The 17521-nt window shown below is 69.0% G+C and carries 13 protein-coding genes; 8 read left to right on the forward strand and 5 right to left on the reverse strand.

Annotated features, from left to right (window positions below; genetic code table 11):
- Positions 1 to 73 precede the first annotated feature (73 nt).
- On the reverse strand, positions 74 to 826 hold the full coding sequence (locus L6Q96_16920; GenBank protein ID MCK6556240.1) for a class I SAM-dependent methyltransferase: 753 nt from the start codon (positions 824 to 826) through the stop codon (positions 74 to 76).
- A 239-nt stretch (positions 827 to 1065) separates the two neighbouring features.
- On the opposite strand from L6Q96_16920, the gene L6Q96_16925 reads away from it, so the two are divergent.
- Entirely contained in the window at positions 1066 to 2715 is a 1650-nt protein-coding gene (locus tag L6Q96_16925; protein ID MCK6556241.1) for a hypothetical protein, read from the forward strand.
- 101 nt (positions 2716 to 2816) lie between these two features.
- Positions 2817 to 4958 carry a glycosyltransferase gene (locus L6Q96_16930; protein MCK6556242.1) on the forward strand — a complete coding sequence of 714 codons (2142 nt, stop codon included), beginning with the start codon at positions 2817 to 2819 and terminating at the stop codon, positions 4956 to 4958.
- On the opposite strand, the gene L6Q96_16935 is transcribed toward L6Q96_16930, so the two are convergent.
- On the reverse strand, positions 4942 to 6486 hold the full coding sequence (locus tag L6Q96_16935; GenBank protein MCK6556243.1) for a PAS domain S-box protein: 1545 nt from the start codon (positions 6484 to 6486) through the stop codon (positions 4942 to 4944). The genes L6Q96_16930 and L6Q96_16935 overlap by 17 nt on opposite strands.
- Positions 6487 to 6670: 184 nt before the next feature.
- Between L6Q96_16935 and L6Q96_16940 the strand changes: the two genes are divergently transcribed.
- The gene (locus tag L6Q96_16940) at positions 6671 to 7969 is read left to right on the forward strand and encodes an MFS transporter (protein MCK6556244.1); all 1299 of its coding nucleotides are present in this window, start codon (positions 6671 to 6673) and stop codon (positions 7967 to 7969) included.
- Between the two features lie 139 nt (positions 7970 to 8108).
- Here the strand turns inward: L6Q96_16940 and L6Q96_16945 are convergent, their stop codons facing one another.
- Entirely contained in the window at positions 8109 to 11741 is a 3633-nt protein-coding gene (locus L6Q96_16945; GenBank protein ID MCK6556245.1) for an AsmA-like C-terminal domain-containing protein, read from the reverse strand.
- Positions 11742 to 11959: 218 nt separating this feature from the next.
- Here L6Q96_16945 and aat point away from each other — a divergent pair, with 218 nt between their 5' ends.
- On the forward strand, positions 11960 to 12634 hold the full coding sequence (gene aat / locus L6Q96_16950; protein MCK6556246.1) for a leucyl/phenylalanyl-tRNA--protein transferase: 675 nt from the start codon (positions 11960 to 11962) through the stop codon (positions 12632 to 12634).
- A gap of 65 nt (positions 12635 to 12699) precedes the next feature.
- On the opposite strand, the gene L6Q96_16955 is transcribed toward aat, so the two are convergent.
- On the reverse strand, positions 12700 to 13644 hold the full coding sequence (locus L6Q96_16955) for a DMT family transporter (GenBank protein MCK6556247.1): 945 nt from the start codon (positions 13642 to 13644) through the stop codon (positions 12700 to 12702).
- 107 nt (positions 13645 to 13751) lie between these two features.
- Between L6Q96_16955 and L6Q96_16960 the strand changes: the two genes are divergently transcribed.
- The 4 genes from L6Q96_16960 (at position 13752) to L6Q96_16975 (ending at position 17091) form a co-directional block, all read left to right on the forward strand.
- Entirely contained in the window at positions 13752 to 14753 is a 1002-nt protein-coding gene (locus L6Q96_16960) for an MBL fold metallo-hydrolase (GenBank protein MCK6556248.1), read from the forward strand.
- On the forward strand, positions 14753 to 15703 hold the full coding sequence (locus L6Q96_16965; GenBank protein ID MCK6556249.1) for an acyltransferase family protein: 951 nt from the start codon (positions 14753 to 14755) through the stop codon (positions 15701 to 15703). The genes L6Q96_16960 and L6Q96_16965 overlap by 1 nt, the downstream gene beginning before the upstream one ends.
- 417 nt (positions 15704 to 16120) lie before the next feature.
- The gene (locus L6Q96_16970; GenBank protein MCK6556250.1) at positions 16121 to 16804 is read left to right on the forward strand and encodes a hypothetical protein; all 684 of its coding nucleotides are present in this window, start codon (positions 16121 to 16123) and stop codon (positions 16802 to 16804) included.
- Entirely contained in the window at positions 16801 to 17091 is a 291-nt protein-coding gene (locus tag L6Q96_16975; protein ID MCK6556251.1) for a hypothetical protein, read from the forward strand. Before L6Q96_16970 ends, L6Q96_16975 begins: the two co-directional genes overlap by 4 nt.
- A gap of 92 nt (positions 17092 to 17183) precedes the next feature.
- On the opposite strand, the gene L6Q96_16980 is transcribed toward L6Q96_16975, so the two are convergent.
- The coding region (locus tag L6Q96_16980; protein ID MCK6556252.1) for a type II toxin-antitoxin system VapC family toxin at positions 17184 to 17521 on the reverse strand (338 nt) is incomplete at its 5' end.

A 17521-nucleotide genomic window follows, 5' to 3' on the forward strand; every position in this document is an offset into this window, starting at 1 on the left:
GAACGGGAAGGCACTGCCGCTCCATGGCCTGAAGATTTCTTCGCGCCATGCGATCAAACACGGAATTCGTAAATCAGTCGCGTCGCTGCGCTTGCAGGACGTAGATCGCGTATTCGTAATCGCCGTCATCGCCGACGGCGGGCAACGGCCACAGGGGAGCCGGAACGTGGGGCTGCGGCCTCTCGGTCCCGCCGCCTAGCGACGGATGGACTTCTTCCTTGCGCGGGAACCGAACCTGCGGGATCGAGTTGACGCGGATCGCGGCGAAACCGACGCGTTCGAGCGCCGCGGATAGCAACGCGACGGGGAGCATGGGCCATTTGGCTCGCTCGTAAAGCGCCACGCCGCGGGCGCGGGCCTCGGTGCCGAGGTCGCGATCGAGATCGAGAACGACGATCGTGCCTTGCGGAACGAGCTGGTCGCGCCAGTGACCGAGCAGGGCGTCGGACACCCTCGTTACCATGTCCTCGGGTGCGCGCCGCCAGGCTTCTACGACCGCCGCCGCCTCCAACCCGGGGAAACGCGCCGTCGATCCTTCGAACACCAATTGCGCGAGGCCGTTGACGCACAGCAGAAGATCGAAGCGCCCGAGCGCCGGCAGCGCGAACACGTCGGCGGCGACGAAGCGGACCATATCTTCCACGCCGTTGGCCGCGGCCGCGTCGATTACCTGCCGGCGGCACTCCGGACGATTGTCCACCGCGACGATTTCCGCCCGCAGCCCCGCCTCGCGGAACCAGGTGGCCACGTCCGCCGCCGTCTCGCCGTTGCCGCAGCCGACTTCGAGCACGCGCATGCCGTCGCGGAGCACCAGAGGTGCGGGCAAGTCTCGCCGCATAAGGATGGGCACGGGCTGCGGGTACCACGCGGATCGAGAGGGGCGCAAGATCCACGGGTGACGACGGGTGCGCGAAAGGACCCCTTTAGCCGCGGCTCAGGCCGGGTTGAGCCGCGGTGACTTTGTGGGCTAATCCCGCCTGCGTCATGACCGCGGTTCCTCGTCACGCGCCGTCGGCGGGCAGTCCCGCCCACGGAACACGGAATCGGGAGCCCCGGCGCGGCACGTTGAAAGACTGGGTTCGCGTGATCGGGGTCGCGGTCATCGTCCTCCTGTCCGCCTACGGCGCGCTGGTTCGTCCCGACCTCTACGGCGGGCCGGCGCCCGTCGTTGGCGTGGCGGTCCTGATTTCTTTCCTCTGGCTGACGCTGACCGGCTTTTTCGGCTACGCGTCGGCCGACCGCGGCGACTGGGTGGGTTTGGTGCCGTTCGCGCTCGCCCTGGTCGTGCGCGAGGGTTTCGCGCTGCACTCCGTGCAGGAGATCGAGATCCAGTTCGCGCAGGGGCCGGTCGGCCGGCACTCGGTTGTCTATCCGCTGCTCCAGATGTTCTTCGTGCCGTTGGTGCGCGACCCCCACCGGTTTACGATGCACATGAACGGCGTGCTCGGCGCGCTGGCCTGCCTCGCTATGTACCGGTTCGTCCGGCAGCGCGCCGGGAATCGCGCGGCGGGCTTTCTATGCGCCATGTTCCTCGCCACGCATCCGCTGGTGGTGCGTTTCTCGCCGACCGACGGTCCGTACGCGCTGTTGCTCGCGGCGTGGTTTGGCGGCCTGGCGTTTCTTTCGACGCGCGAGTTGGACGGGCGTGCGATGTTCGCCGGCGCCGGCCTGCTCGGGATCGCCGCCACGGTGCGGATCGAGGGGGCCGTCTTTCTTGTCGCGTCGCTCTTGCTCCTCGATGTGCGCGTTCTGATCGGCGCCGCCCGACGATATCCGAGCGCCGTACTGGTGTCGCTGTTGGCGGTGGTCGTGCAGCTTGCCGTGCATATGGCGGTGCTGTTTCCCTTTCACCTCGGGGGGCCGACGCCGGTGTCGGCCGTGATCCCGCGTTTCGACTGGCTGGTCGAGGATGCCGTGTGGCCGGCGCGTTACAACGACCCGTTATTCATGTTGCTGGTGTGGGTTGGGGCGGTGGCCGGTCTGCTGCCGCGCTTTCGGTTGGGGCTGTTCGGCTTCGTTGCCATGCTGGTCGTGCTGGCGCCGGTGGTGCACTCGGGCCACGCGATCGCCATGCACCGGTTGATTCCCGCCTGTGCGTTGCAGGCCCTCGTTGCCGGTATGGGCGCGTACGGTCTGACCGAGTGGATCCCCCGGGGGCGCCGGTGGCGGTGGATGGCGGCGGTGCCGGGCGCCGCCCTTGCCGTGTTGGTTCTCGTGCATAACCGCGGCGAGCTGACGCGCCCGTACGTGTTCACCGAGGAGTACGATCTCGTCCGCGGTCATCTGGTGCCGGGGGGTGTGCCGGTCGAAGGCTGCAGCGTGCTGGTGTTCGGCAGCATCGTTCCGCAGGACATCGACATCCACGATTTTCGCCAGGTCGTTCCCGAGCTGCGGGTGGTGGATTGCCTGCAGGTCGATTGCCTGGCGGAGATCGGCCGCGGCGACTGCTTCTACTACGTGCGCTCGGCGGGGGCGTACTTCCACCCCACGGGGGTGCCGGAGGCGTGCGCGGCTGCCGGGGTGGACGCCGGCGGCGATCGGCTTGCGTGCCTGAACGAGCCGAGCGCGGCGTTCGAGCGGGCCGTCGACCTGCGGGCGGTTGAAGTGAAGAGCATCGACATCCTGCCGACGTTCCCGGACCGCAAGGCGAACTACCCGGAGAAGGCGGAGGTGGGACTGTTCCGGGTAGCGGCAAAGGGCGCGGGCCGGCATTGATCGACAAGTCCCTTCAGGCCTGAAGGCATTTGACCCCCCGGCAACGCGCACGGTAGCGTGCACCCATGTGGCTCCGCGTCGCATCTCAATGCGGTCCGGCGATGCGCGTGGTCACGCTTGCGGGCGACCCCACGGTGGATCCCACCCTGTGGCTGCGCGAGCAGGTCGACGGTTTGTACGCCGCTGATGCGCGTGGACGGCTGTACATTTTCGTTCGCCAGGCGCTGGATGCGACGCTTGCCGCGGCGATCGAGCGGGTCATAGCCGAACGGCGTCTGGAGCCGGTCGTCGTTGCGCCCGCGGACGCGCTGGCGTCGAGCGCCTCCCTCGGATTGCTGCGGCGGGCGGGTGTGTCCTCGGTGTACGTGACGCTATGCGGGGCCACGGCCGGTGTCCATGATGCCCGCGCCGGCGGGCCCGGAAGCTGGCGTCGCGCACTCGTCCTGCTGACCGCGATGGCGCGGACCGGCGAGCGAATGCACGTCGGGGTACACATAGATGTGGGGCCAGAAATCGTTCCCGAGGTGCCGGGCATCTTGCGGCTCGCGCAAAAGGTTGGCGCGTGCGAGGTCCTGCTCTGGTACGGCGGCCTGCCGGCGGGCGAGAGTGACGGCTTCGATCCCGCCGGCGCTCTGCATGCGCTCGATGGCGCCGTGCGTGCGGCGCAGAAGCTCGGAGTACGGGTTCGGCCGGTAGGCTTCGAGGGTGTCCGCAACGTGCAGGTCGCCGGCGCCGGCGGCGCTTGCGTCGCCAGCGAGGCCGTTGTCGACTTGCTCCGCGCTCGTGTGCCGCTGCCGTCGGCGCGCGGCGGCGTGCTGGCGACCGACGGCGTTTCGACCGCGATCGCGGCGGCGGCGCCAACGGGTCGCGCTCTCGCCCAGCTTGCCTTCGAGCTGGCGGCTGGCGGCTCGCCCGTTCTGGACCTGCCCCCGTGCCTGGGCGGTCCACCGCCGGGGACGGGTCATGCTCACGCCGCTTCCGTCAAGTGCGATGCCTGTTCGCGGTGTCCGCTCGACCCGCGCTGCACCGGCGTCCCGCGGCCAGTGATGGAGATTCCGGAAGTGGCCGGCGAGGTCGGGCCGCTGCGCCACTGGTTCGCCATGCCCGAGGAGCCGCGCGTTCTCGTTCTCTGTCCGGTTGTGAGCGAGATGGTGTACGGGGCGACGTTCTTCAGCCTGGCTCGCGCCCTGGCGGCCGCGGGTGCGCGAGTCGATGTCGTGAGTCCGTGGGCCGTCCACGAGGACGTGCCGGCGGCGTTCTGCGAGCGCCAGCCCAAGGACCGGCCCGATGGCGTCAGTGCGGTGGAGCGGTTCGTCGCCGCGGGGCCGGTGGAGCGCTACGACCTGATCGTCGCGCCCGACCTCGAGACGGCGCGCTCGCTATTGTTGGGGGGCGGCATGGCGGAGGCGGCACGCCTGGCGGTGACTGACTTTCACATGCTGCGGGGAATGGACGACTGGGTGAGCCAGTGGTGCGCGCCCGGACGGCGGCCGGAGGAGGGCGGCTGGTGGCCGTCGGATCGGGTCGTGCTCTACAGCGCCTTTCCCGGTTACGCGCGGTTGTACACGCGGTACGGCATACCGATGCGGCAGGTGGTGTGGCAGCCCTACGCGCTGGACCTACCCTCCTTTCCGGTCGAGCGGGAGGTGAGCGACGGGGTTTCCATCGTCTCGGGAGGTCGTCACCGGCGCGATCTCGATACGCTGCTCGCGGCGGCGGCGCAGTTGGGTGGCGAGGGTCATCCGATCGACCTGTTCGCCGACGGCAGTCTGGCGACGGTGCCGCCCCGGGTGCGTTTTTGCGGCGTGGTGTTGCTGGCGGAGTTCTGCGCCGCGGTGGGTCGAAGCCGCTTCATGGTGGTGCCGGTGCTGGACGACCCGCACAGGGCGGCGGGGATTACGGCCATGGCGACGGCGATCGTGTGCGGCCGCCCGCTCGTGGCGACGGACACTGCCGCGGCGCGGGACTACGTGATCGACGGCGTCAACGGACTGCTCGTGCCCGCGGGCGATCCGCTAGCCCTGGCGGAGGCGATCGAGCGGCTCGATACCGACCCGGTCTTGCTGGCCGATCTTGCGGCCGGCGCCCGTGCGGCGGCGGTTCTGCTCGGCACGGACACCTGGGCGGACGCGCTCCTCGGCGGGAGCCGCAGCTACGACCTGGAGCGCTGGATGTGGGCGAAGTGGCGGGTGAGACAACCCGGCCTCGTCTCGCGGCCGCGGCGTGTCAGTCCCCGAGAGTGAAAAAGAAGGTCGCGCCCCGATCCTCCGCAGCCTCGGCCCAGACCTTCCCGGCGTGACGATGGACAACGCGTTCCACGGTGGCCAGGCCGATGCCGGTGCCGGAGAACTCGCGGCCCGAGTGCAGGCGCTGGAACGGGGAGAACAGCTTGTCCACGTACTGCATGGGGAAGCCGACACCGTTGTCGCGCACGAAAAAACAGCGCGCGCCCGAGTGGTTTAGCGTTCCGAACTCGATTCGCGCCGCGGGCCGCGGCGAAGTGAATTTCCAGGCGTTCTCGATCAGGTTGGTCAGGGCGATGCGGAGCAGGCGCCGATCGCACCGGGCCGTGACGCCCGGCTCGACGACGAACTCGACGTTGCGCTCGGGCTCGCGCCCGCGCAGCTCGACGGCGATGCCGCGCACCAGTTGGCTGAGGTCGACCGTGTCGCGGACGAGGGCGTGGCGCGTCACGCGCGAAAGATCCAACAGATCGGTGATCAGATCGCCCATGCGATGCGTCGCGGCCCGGACGCGGTCGAGGTAGTGCCGGCCTTTGACGTTCAGGGAGCCGGCGTGCTCTTTGAGCAGGGCCTCGCTGAAGCCGTCGATCGCGCGTAGCGGTGCGCGCAAGTCGTGGGAAACCGAATAACAGAACGACTCCAACTCGTGGTTTGCGACTTCGAGTTGCGCGGTGCGTTCGGCGACGCGGCGCTCCAGATCCGCCGTCAGTTGGCGGACCGCCGCCTCGGCCTCCTTGCGGGCGCCGATGTTGCGCTGAATGGCGAGGAAACCGGCGATGTTGCCGGTGTCGTCGCGAAACGGATTCACCGTCTCTTCGATGCAGATCAGACGCCCGTCTTTGGCGCGGTTGACGACCTCGCCCTGCACCAAATTGCCGTCGAGGATCCGGGACCAGAACTCCGCGTAGAACTCCGCGCTCTGGGCTCCGCTCTTCAGGACCCGCGGCGTCACCTTACCGACCACCTCTTCTTCCTCGTAGCCATAGGTGGTCGTGAACTGCGAGTTGATCGAGAGGATGGTGCCCTCCCTGTCCGTGAGGAACACGATATCGCCCGAGGCGTTGACGGCGAGGGAAAGATCGCGCAGCAGTCGCTCCGCCCGCAGGCGCTCGCCGATGTCGAACCCGGTTCCCATGACGGCGTTGCCCGCCGCGAGCGCGATGCGGACCCCGGTGAAGTAGTACGGTGTGCGCCGGCCGTCCTTGGAGACCAGGCAGGCCTCCAGGTGCGATTTCCCGGTACTCAGGACCTCGGCAATGCGTTGGTCGGCCAGGGCCCGGTCGGCATCCTCGAAGAAGTCCACCGCGTGCATGCGCGCGATTTCCTCGGCGGTATAGCCGGTCGTGATCTCGAAGTTGCGATTCCATCGCAGGAGTCTGCCGTCCGCACCGAACATGTAGAAAATGCCCGGGAGGCTGTTGAGGATCGAGTCGGCAAAGGCTTTATCGTCGAGTGCCGGTTGCCGCGCCGTTTTCCCGGGGGCTCGGGGCCGCGATCGTCGCGGCGGCTTTTCGACTTTGGTGCTCATGGCGCTCTACCCGGGACCTCAGCCGTGCCGGGGTGGGGACGAAGCTGCCACGACCGAGGTTCGCCCCGTTCCGTTGCCGTGTCAAGCGACGTATCCGGGGTGACGGCGGGTATCGAGGCCGCCGGCTCGAGGGCCGTCGAAGCCCTGCTTGTGAAAGCGCGTGCAATACTGGCATGACAGTCCCATGACCACGGCGGTTGCGGAGCGGGCGCGCGTCTTTTACGGGTGGTACGTCGTCGGGGCATGCTTCGCCATTGCCTTCGTGCTCTACGGTATCGGCGTCAATACCTTCACCGTTTACGTCAAGCCCCTCGAAGCCGATCTCGGTTGGAGTCGCAGTGCGATTTCGCTGGCGATCACCATTGCGGCGCTGGCCATGGGTGCCGTGGCGCCGATCGTCGGCCGGTTGCTGGACCGATTTGGAGCGCGGCGGTTGATGCTGGGTGGTGCGGTGGTGGTGGGCGGGGCCTGGGCGATGATGAGCTGGGCCGACTCGCTCTGGTTCTTCTACCTCGTCTTCTTGCTGGTCGGGGTGGGGCAGGCGGCCGCGACGCTGATTCCGATCTCGATGGTGATCGCCAACTGGTTTACCGCCAGACGCGGCGTGGCCATGGGGATCGTCATGAGCGGAACGGGACTCGGGGCGATGGTGATGGTGCCGGTGAGCACGTGGCTGGTCGCCGAGTTCGGGTGGCGCGACGCGGTGTTGTGGATGGGCGGCGTCATGCTGGTGACCGCGGTACCGCTGAATCTGTTGTTCGTATACACGCGTCCGTCCGATCTCGGCCTGCATCCGGACGGCGACGACGGTGTCGACCCGGCGGCGGCGCTGCGGCCGGTACCGGGTTTGACCCTCGCCGAGGCGGCGCGCACCCGCACGTTCTGGATGATCGCCGCGGTAATGTTCACCTTCGGATTCGTCGGGCTGGGTATCGGGGTGCACATGATGGCCTACCTCGGCGATCTCGGCCACGCCTCCAGCACGGCCGGCTACATCGTGTCGTTGATCTCCGGGGTTACCGTGGCCGGCAAGCTCGCGGTCGGGGTGTTGGCCGACCGGTGGGGCGTGCGCACGGCGCTCGCCCTGACGATGGTGGCGTTGCTCTTCGGTGTGGCGTTGTTGCTGTTCGCGCAACAACTCCCGGTGGCTGTGGCGTTCGCCGTCGTCTACGGGTTCGCGATCGGCTCGCCGCTCGTGATCAATCCCGCGCTCGTGTCGCAGTACTTCGGGCTGGCGCACTTCGGGACGATCTTCGGGGTGCTCACGTTGATGAGCACCTTCGGGGCCGCCCTGGGTCCGACGATCGCCGGGGTGGTGTACGACACAACCACGACCTACGTTCCCGCTTACGTCGGCTTCATGGCGATGATCGTTGTCGCGGCGGTCTGCGGTCTCGCCGCGCGCAGCGAGCTGGAAAGCGACTGGCCGCAGGGGCCGGCCGCATCGGCCGGACCGACGAGTCGGCAATTCAACGAGGGTTAATCGCTCGGTCACCGAACGGTAACGGCCGCGGAGCTATATGCGGGGCCGGAGCCGGAGGTGACTGGAAGGGCTGCCCCGCCTTGAAAGCGCCTCCTTCACACCCGGGAGGGGCCGCGGCCCCTCCCACCCCCTCTATCGCTCAGTCGTTACGGTTCTTGTTGGGGAGCAGGGGTTGGATGAGTCGCACCGGCGTTTGCACGGTGCGTTCGAGGATCCCGAAAAGCTGCGCGCCGACCGCGGCGGGGTCCATCGGGATTACTCTCGGTTCGTCGAGAGATCCCGACACCGAGACGGGTATGGATACCAGCGACTTGCCGAAGATGCCGCCGATGATGGGGATGTCGCCAAGGGCGACGTTTACCCCGCCGACCGGCGAGGCGAGCACCGCGAGGTCGATTTCCGATTTCACGAAATCGACCGCCCCCGACGCTGCCAGCGTGAGGAGATCGGACTTCAGTACCGCTTCGGTAATCTCGACCCTGCCGTTGTTTACGGTTCCGGTGAACGAAGCCTCGCTGTAGTCGAGTCCGTCATCGTCCAGGTCCGGCAGCCTGCCCTTGAAGACACTGGTCGGTTGCAGCACCCGCAGCACCCGGCCGAACCACCCCATGTTGGCGATGCGCCCGTTGGTGGCGTCGAACGTTATTGGACCGGCGACCGATCGTGCCAGTTGCGCCGCCGGAGCATGGCCGGCGAGATCGGCCTGCAAGCTGTACGAGCCGCTGGCTGCCGTCCGGCCTGCGTTCAGGCATGCGAGGGTCGCGCTCAGCGGCTGCTCGCGGGCGCGGGGCATGAGGGCCACGGCAATACCGGACTCGGTTATCTTGAGCGTTCCCGGCGTATCGATGTGACAGTAGGTGCCGCTGGTAATCAGCGCTTCGAGCCCGGAGTCGGCGAGTTTGACCCGGGCCGCGACGCCCTCCCACGTCAGATCGTGGAACCCGACGCGATCGGCGTCGACGCGGACGATGCCGCGCACGGGGATCCGGGGCAAACCATGGAACGGTCCGCCCGCCGCGGTTGGTGCCTGAGCGGCCATTTCGACCAGAGGTTCGAGATCCAGCTCGGCGGCGTACACCGCGAGGTCGAGGCCGATGCTGCCGGCGGAGAGGTCGACCCGGCCGTTGACGGACAACCGATTTTCTCCCCAGGTGACGCTGCCCGAGTCGATCAGCACCTGCGTCGGCTGAGAGCGGAGGGTCACGGATTCGATGAAGGCGGCCGGGCCATGGCGCATGGGGATCACAACCCCCTGTGCCGTGAGGGTGCCGCTTGCCTGCGCGGCATCCGCCCGGTCGGTGAGAATCCGCGCCGCGAAGTCGCCTTCGACCGTGCCCCATACGTACTGGTTGCGGGCGAGCAGCGTGTCGACGGTGTCGTGGGCGAGGCGGCCACGGAATTGAACGTCGAGCTGGTTGGCCGCCATCTGCAGGGCGATGGTGGCGTTCGAGCGGTTGTCCTTGACGAGCAAACGGCGCACGTCGAGCCGCTGCGGGCTCCACTGCATGTCGAGATCGATGAACGGCCCGTCGGCGATATCGAGCGGCCCCCGCACGGCGGTGAACGCTCCCGGTTGCCAGACCAGCAGTAAACTGGGGGCAACGATCTGGCGCCGGCTGCCGGCTTCGGGCGGCAGGCCTGCGGCGGCAGCGATCGCCGCCGTCGCCGTGGGCCCGAGAGTGCCCGCCAGCAGCAAGTCGAAGCGCGGTGCGCCGGTGTCGCGACCCATGACGCAGCCCGCTCCGGTCAGACGAGCATCTGCGGCAGCGATCGAGAGGTCGGAGAGTCCCAGCAAGGCGCGAGTTCCCGAGAACCTTGTTGCGACGGTGACTGCTTCCAGCGGACCGGCGGTAACGAACGTCGCGCTCGCGGTGGCGCCACGTGTGGCGAGCCGCCATGGGTCGGAGGGTTCGACAGGAACGTGCAGTTGCAGGTAGTCGAGCGACACCGGGCCGCCGGCGGTGCGGATGCCGATCTCGTCACCCCATGCGGGCCGGTAACGGTGTACGAAGCGGGCGGCATCGGCGAGTTCGACGGTTGCCGGTCCGCTGACCACAGCGACGCCGGCGACCTCGCCGAGGCCCCAGCGCGCGGCGACCCGCGTGAGTTGGGATTGTCCGATGCGGCCGTCGAGTCCGACTGCCGCGATGCGCCTGGGATCGTAAGAGAAGCGCCCGCCACGCAGTTGCGCCGTGAGGCCCAAAGCGCGGTCGGTCGCCGTAACGTCGAAGGACGTGGTGTCGACGCGGGTACTCCAACCGAGCCAGGTCCGCCGCACCGCAAGCCGGGCCGCGACCGACCCCCTGACGTCTCCGATGTTGCGGAGATGCGCGCGAAACGTGTCGTCGAAGACGAAGTGATAGAGCAGGTCGGGAAGGTCGGCGGCGTCGGCATCGACGAAGCCCGAGAGCGCGAAGTCCGTCATGCCGCCGATCAGGGGGATGCGCAGATGGGTGTCGCGTATAGCGGTGTTGCCGGTGCGCCCGCCGGCTCGGTCGGCCCGCAGGATTCCGCCGACGATGGCGAAGTCGCCGGCGACATCCCGCAAGCGAAGGTCGGTGGGTGGCACGACGAGACGGGCGTCGGCGACGCTGCCGCGGAGGATGAAGTTGGTGGGCCGGCCGAGGTCGGCCACGGTTGCGCCGACGGCGGTCAGTCGCAGCCGGTCGAGTCGGCCGGCGCGCACGATGTCGGCGACCGGCTTGACGGCATCGCTATCCGGGACGAGGGCGGTAACCGCAGCGCGCAGCGCCGCCAGATCCGCGTTGGCCGCATCCACGGCGATCCGTATCTGCGGCCGGCGTCGGTCCACCGCCACCGTACCGCTCAGGTGTATCTGCGGCGACTCCACGTCGAGACCGGCGACGTGGACGTCCACGGTGTCGGGGCGGATGTCGACGGCGGCGGCGAACTGCGCCACGCGCAGTGGGACTTGAGTGTCGCCGCGGCGGATAGTCACGGTCGGCGCCGTCCCGCCGGTCTGGATCGTCACCGACTGCGGGTCCGGAATCGAGAAGGTACCCTGGACGCTCAGGATGGTCAGGCCGAGAGACGCGGCCAGTTCGGGATCGACGGCCTGTGCCAGCGGTAGACCGCGCAGGTTTACGACGTCGAAGGTGCCCGTTCCGGTGACGTCGGGCAGGCGCAGGGTGGTGTCGAGGTGCAGATCTTCCCAGAGATCCGAGCTGCACCGGACCTGGAGGTCTACCCGGTCGTTGGCGGCGGCGAAGCGTGCGTCGGTGCTGGCGAGCAGGAGGGCCGTGCGGCCGGCGTTGAGGAAGCGAACGGTGCCGCCGTCGATGCGCAGGGCGAGACCCGGAGCTTCCGTTTGCAGGCGTCGGGCGATGTCGGAGAGCAGGGCGGCGGCCGTCGTGCGCGGGTCGGGTGCGGCGGCCGGCGGCGAACCGGCGGTGGCCGGACGGCGGGTGAGATCGACGCGCAGGTCGGGTCCGTTGAGGGCCAGCAACCCCGCGTCGATCCTGCCGGCGAGCAGCGAGCGCAGACGCGGGAACACCGAAACGGAAGCGACGGTGCCGGTAACCGGAGTGTTGCCGGCGAGGCGAATGCCGCTGAAGGTGACGCGCGGGCGCGGCAGCAGGTGCAGCAGTACGCTCTCGAAGCCGAGGTCGATGCTCTCGCGCGCAGCGAGAGCGAGCACGCGCTGGCGGAGGTCGTCGCTGTTCAGGAGGCGAGCGGCCGCGGCGTCCAGACCGGCGAGGATCGCAGCGATCAGGACGAGTGTGGCACCGAGGAGAATCAGGCGGCGGCGCATGGGTGCGGGCAGTGAAGCGACTCTGGGCGGTGGGCCGCGCTGCGCGGCGGCAGCCGGGGAAACGACATGGCGATGAGCGGGTGCGTTCGGGTACGACTCGTCTGTAACATCGGCCGCGGCTGTGGGGCAACGGCCCCGTGCGCGACGTGGGCGTGGCGAGCGCCGCTCGCGGCGGGTGCGGGCGTGCGCTACTGTCCGAGCGTCAGAACGCCAGGTGCATGCCGATCCGTAGCTTTCCAGACCCCCGCGATGCCAGCCCGGAGGGGATCGTTGCCATGGGTGGCGATCTGCACCCCGAGTCTCTGGTGCTCGCCTATCGCGAGGGTATCTTCCCGTGGCCGGTCGACGGGCTGCCGCTGTTGTGGTTCTCGCCGCCGGAGCGCGGCGTCCTGGAGTTCGATGGGCTGCACGTGCCGCGCAGTTTGGCGCGCGCGCGCCGCCGGTCGTCGCTGCGGTTCACCATCGACCGGGCCTTTCCGGCGGTGATTCGCGCCTGTGCCGGAACCGCGCGGCCGGACCAGGGGGGGACATGGATAACGCCGGCGATGGAGGCGGCTTACGGCAGGTTGCATCGTCTCGGCGTTGCCCACAGTGTCGAGGCGTGGGCCGGCGACGAGCTTGTCGGCGGCGTGTACGGGGTGGACGTCGACGGCGCCTTCGCGGCGGAGAGCATGTTCTATCGGCGGCCGGACGCCTCGAAACTGGCGTTGCTGTTTCTGATCGGGCATCTGCGCGGTCGAGGGTTGGACTGGCTGGACATCCAGGTCATGACACCGCATCTGGCGCGGCTCGGGGCGCGAACGATCACGCGCGATGCGTTTCTCGCGCGCCTGCGGGCGACGCGGGCGCGGGGGTTGGTGTTGTTCCCGCCGTCGCTACGTCTCGAGGTCTAGCGGGGGCTACTCATGAGAACTCCCGTGCCGCGATACGCGGATTGCCCGCGGGACGCGATCCGCTTCTATAGCTCCTCGGCCTGGCTAACTACCGGTGGGGCCGACTCGTCCGGCGCCGGGGCGCTTACGAAGAGCAGAATCCCGGCGCCGACCAGTACGAGGCCGAGCCATTGCTGGGTGGTCGCCACTTCGCCGAGGAGCAGAAAGCTGGCGACGAAGGACAGCAGCGGGATCGACGGTACGACGATGGCCGTGGTCCGCGCCAGGTCGAGCCGCAACACCGACTGGTACCAGACCAGCGTGCCGAGGTAGGTCAGCACAGCCCCCTGCAGCAGCAGCCATGGCCACAGCCCGTCCAGCGCGGGTCCCGGCGGGATCGTGCGGAGGCCGTCGCCGGCGATCCAAACCAGCGCAAGTAACGTTCCGCCGTAGATGAACCTGGCGCCGGAAAGCACCGTCGCGTCGGTCCCCACCAGCCCGCGTAACACGACCAGATGCGAGATCTGCCAGCACAGCGGCGTCGCCAGCAACAGCCACACGCCGCTCGACCCCGAGAAGCCTTCCGTTCCGACGGACAGCATGATGCCGGCGAGGAGCAGCAGCGTGGCGACGAGCCGTCGCGGCGTCGGGCGATGACCCAGGAACACCCAGGCGGCGAGCAACGCGTACGCCGGTTCGATCTGCAGGCACAACGCCGCCTCGATGGCGGTTGCGCGGGCGGTCCCGGCGAAAAACAGCGCGTACGCGGCGGCGGTGCCCAGAGCGCCGACCAGGGCCAGACGCGGCCCGGTGCGGGGGGCAAGGAGTTGGCCGAGTTGCCCGCGGATGCCGAGGACGATGGCCGCGCAAACGCCGGCGATCAGTGCCGCCGTCGTGGCCACGAAGGTCGAATCCGCTGCGCTCGTCGTCAGCTTGGCCACCGCCGGCACGAAGCCGCCGTTGACCGCGCACAGGCCGGCGAACAGCAAGCCCAGGCGTTCACGGCGGCGGGCGAGTTCGGTGGCAGTCATGCGGGCTCTCGGTGCGGGCGGCCGTGTAGCGGCCCGACCTGCGGTTGCGCAACCCCCGGGGCCCGCGGTTGCCGCCAACGCCGGTTCGGGATAGCAACGACTGTACAATGTTGAGGCGTATTGCGCTGGCCGTCGTGGCCCTGGTCGCTCTTGGCGTCGTTGGCCTCGGGGCGCTGTTGGTTGCGGCGCACGTCGGTATCCGTCGCGAACGGGCGCCGCTGCCGGCGCCGGCGGAGCTGAACGCGGCGGCGGCCGCGAGTGCGGCGAGCGGTCCCGTGCGGCTCTGGGTCGTCAACACGGCGTCGCAGTCGATGCCGCGCAGTGCCGTGCTCGAGCGGCGTGACGACCCGGATCCGCAGGCCCCGTTCGCCATGAGTTATCCGGCCTTCTTGCTGCAGTGGGCGGACGGCCGGATGTTGCTGGTCGACGCCGGCATGACGCGCGACGCGGCGGTGGAGTTCGGCCGCCCGGCCGAACTGCTGATCGGAGCCGGGCCGGTCGCGCCTCTGGGTTCCGTCGGCGAACGGCTCGGCAGCGCGGCGAGCAAGCTTCAGGGCATCGTCTTCACGCACCTGCACAGCGATCACGTCGGCGGTATCGCCGACGTGTGCCGGGTGAGCGCGCACCCGGTGCGCGTGCCGATGTCGCCGGCGCAGGCGCAACGGACGAACTACACCACCGCCCCTTCGCTGCGCCTGCTGACTGCGGCTCCGTGCGTGCGGCTGGATCTGCTGCGCGACGGCTCGTTGCTGCCGGTACCCGGCTTTCCGGGTGTGTTCATCATTCCGTCGGGTGGGCACACGCCGGACAGTCAGATCGTCGTGGTTTTCGTCGGTGGGCCGGACGGTCCGCGGCGCTACGCTTTCATCGGCGATCTGGTGAACGACATCGACGGCATCGAACACGACCTCCCGAAGCCGTGGATTTACCGCACGCTGATCATTCCGGAAGACGATACCCGGATGGCGGAGTTGCGCCGGTATCTGCGTGGGTTGCGCGACCAGGACGGCTTCACGCTGCTTCCGTCGCACGATCAGCGTCAGATCGAGGCTTCCGGGGTGCCGGCGTGGACGGCGCCGGCTTCTCCGGGCGGCCGGCGGGAGTCGTGATGGCGGCGACAGGCGCCGGGAGACCGGGGGCGGGACGGTCGAAGCGGCCGCGGGTGGTGCGGCGGCCTTCGGAGGCGGAGTTGACTGCCGCGCGGGTGTTGCTCACGCCGTGGCAATGGGTGACCGCGCCGCGCTTCTACGGGTTGGAGCGCGTGCCGCGCGATCGTCCGGCGCTCTTCGTCGGCAATCACACGTTGATGGGCGTCCTCGATGCGCCGCTTCTGGTGCTCGGTTTGTACGATCGGTGCGGCGTCTTCGTGCGGCCTCTCGGCGACCACATACACTTCCAGATTCCGGTGTGGCGCGACCTGTTGAGTCGCTTCGGTACTGTGGACGGCACGCGGGAGAACTGCCGTGCGCTGATGCGCGCCGGGGAATCGATCCTCGTCTTTCCGGGCGGGGGGCGCGAGGTCTTCAAGCGGCGCGGGGAGCGCTATCATCTCATCTGGAAGCAGCGCACAGGGTTCGCGCGGCTGGCGATCGAGTTCGGTTATCCGGTCGTGCCGTTTGCGGCGGTTGGGGCGGACGATTGTTTCGACATCGTCGTGGACGGTAACGACCTGATGCGCACGCCGATCGGCCCGCTGATCGAGGAATACTCGCCGCGGCCGGACACGATCCCGCCGCTGCTGCGCGGGCTCGGTCCGACGCCGCTGCCGCGTCCGGAGCGGTTTTACTTCTGGTTCGGCAAGCCGATCGAGACGAGCGCGTACAGGGGCTGTGCACGCGACGAGTCGGTGTGCTTTGCGGTGCGCGAGCGGGTCCGGCGCGCGGTGCAGACGGGCATGCGATCGTTGCAGGCGGCGCGGAGCCGCGACCCCGACCGGGAGTTGGCGGCGCGCCTCGTGCACGGCCTGCAAGCGCTCGCCGGCGGCATGCTCGGCGGGGCCACGGCGTCGGCCAAGGCCAGGGGCGGCCGCCGGTCACGGCGGGCCACGGCGGAGCGCTGAAACGACCGGGCGGGACGGTCGGGGGCGTAGGACCCTTCCCGCTGATCTCCACGGCGCGACCGGGAGAATCCTGTGTCTGCCTCTTGCGCCGGCGAGCAACCGCGGCGACGTCATCATACGCGCTGCGACGATGGCCAACGGCCACGATTCGAAGGATCCGACGCCCCTGTGTCGTTATTGTGCTCACTCGGAGGCCACGCGCCCCGAGTCCAGCGTGGGTATAGTGCCTCGATACCGAAGGCGATAGCGATACCGACCCCGAGGGGGTGGAGACCGCCGAGCAGGCGCCGAACCGGACGGGCACCCGGCGGGTGCCGGAGGAGGGAGGCCGGAACGGCATCGGATCTTTCCCGGTCGCGTCGAGGCCGCTGAGCGGCGAAGTGGTAGCGACCTTCGAATCGTGTCAGAATTCCGCTCGTGAAAGTGCGGCGGGAAGACCTTCCGGACTGGGAGCGGCTGCTGGCGGCGGAACGGCACGTCCAGCATCTCGTTCCGGGGGCGGTCCTGGTCGGCGGCACCGCAGCCGCGATTCATGCGGGGCACCGCGTGAGTATAGATGCGGATCATGTCCTCGAAGACCTCCGCGACCATTTCGACGAAGTGCTCTCGACGCTCGAGGCTGTGGCCGGTTGGCAAACCGAGCGGGTACAGCGCCCCGTGCTCATCCTCGGTCAGCTCGACGGCGTCCTGACGGGTATCCGTCAACTGCGCCGAACGCGGCCGCTGGAGACCGAAGAGAAGAGCGGCTTGCGCGTGCCGACGCTGGCGGAGATGTCACGGATCAAGGCCTGGCTGCTGGTCACCCGCCACACGGTACGCGACTATCTCGACACCGTCGTGCTCTTCGACCGGCTGGGAGACGACGGCGTGGCTGCCGCGTTGCGATCCTTCGACGACATCTACCGGCAAGCCAGCGGCGCTTCGCCGCTGGCCGAAGTGGCGGAGCGTCTGGCCGCTGCCGCACCGAAGGATCTTGCCGACATCGATCTGTGCCGCTACCGGGGCCTGCGGCCGCCGTGGAACGACTGGGCGCATGTGATCGCACGTGGCCGCTACTGGGCACCGGTGGTGGCGCGGATCGCACTGGCGGGCCCGTCATGACGGGCGCGGGGCTCGAAACTTCCCGTGCGCTGTGGAACCGGTCCGGGCTTGACCTCGAGAGCGACGAGGTTCTCGCCCAGTTACTCGACCGCGGCGAGATGGACGTTTGGCGTGCGCTTTATCGGCTGGCGCGTGCCGACCGCCATCTGCGCGCGCGCATCGAGCGTATCGTGCTGACCGTGCCGCTGCCACTGCCCCGGTTCTGGTTGGCCGCCCTGGCCAGCCTCGGAGAGCCGGTCGACCTCGGCGCGGCCGTGCCGGACTACTACCGGGAAACCGGAGTGTGATGGCATCCGCCGTGCCGTGGCCTTCTCGGCTCGGACTTCACTGCCGGCGCCGCGCCGACCGTGATCCATCCTGCGAGGGAGTTGCCCACCTCTCAGCGGTTGGCGAGCGTTCGAAAGCCCTTCCCGCGCAGCAGGCGTTCGTCGGCAGTGACCAACGTCAGCTCGTAGACATCCGCCGTCGCCGCGAGAAACCGGTCGGCTGGGTCCTCATGCTCGACGCGCACCGAACGGCTGCGCGCCGCCACCTCGCGGGTGAGTGCCGCGTCGTGCATGGGCACGCGCGCGAGGGCCGCATCCACCCATTCGGCTGGCGCCGTCCCGTCGTGGACGTGCACGCGGCCGCGCTCGGCGAGCAGCAGGAACTCCCAGATACTGATCGGTGAGAGCCAGAGCTGGTTGCGCTCGTCGGCGAGCGCGGCGGCCACCCGCC

The organism is Candidatus Binatia bacterium (assembly GCA_023150935.1).
Classification (GTDB): domain Bacteria; phylum Desulfobacterota; class Binatia; order HRBIN30; family HRBIN30; genus JAKLJW01.